This is a genomic window from Acinetobacter sp. 5862, assembly GCF_024494585.1.
GTDB lineage: Bacteria > Pseudomonadota > Gammaproteobacteria > Pseudomonadales > Moraxellaceae > Acinetobacter.
On record NZ_JANHGP010000098.1, the window covers coordinates 1 to 455 of the forward strand.

The window sequence follows — 455 nt, forward strand, 5'->3', positions numbered from 1 at the left end:
TGGCAAAAGTTGAAAGTTATTCTGCGTAATTTATCCATTCACCACAACTCAAATTTACGCAATTTTATTGAAGCTATTCTCTATAGAATTAGAACAGGCTGTCCGTGGCGAGATATTCCTTGTTGTTTTGGTCATTCAAACTCTATTTTCAAACGTTTTAATCGTTGGTCAAGCAGCGGTAAGTTACTTAGATTATTCAAATTACTAGCCTCATGCCCCGATATGGAGTGGATTTTTATTGATGGCTCTCATGTACGTGCTCATCAACATTCTGCTGGCATAGCGAATCAATCTATTTCTAAAAGTGTAGGAGGAAACTCCTCAAAAATACATTTGATTGTTGATGCACATGGCAATCCTATTGATTTCATGATTACCGATGGAACCACACATGATGTTAAAGTTGCACCTGATTTAATATCAACATTAGATTTAAAAGAGACAAAAGTGGTATG

The 455-nt window shown here is 35.8% G+C and carries 1 pseudogene; it reads left to right on the plus strand.

The features are described 5' to 3' along the window. Window positions 1-455, plus strand: a pseudogene (locus NO346_RS14675) (IS5-like element ISAba31 family transposase); the annotation flags it as partial.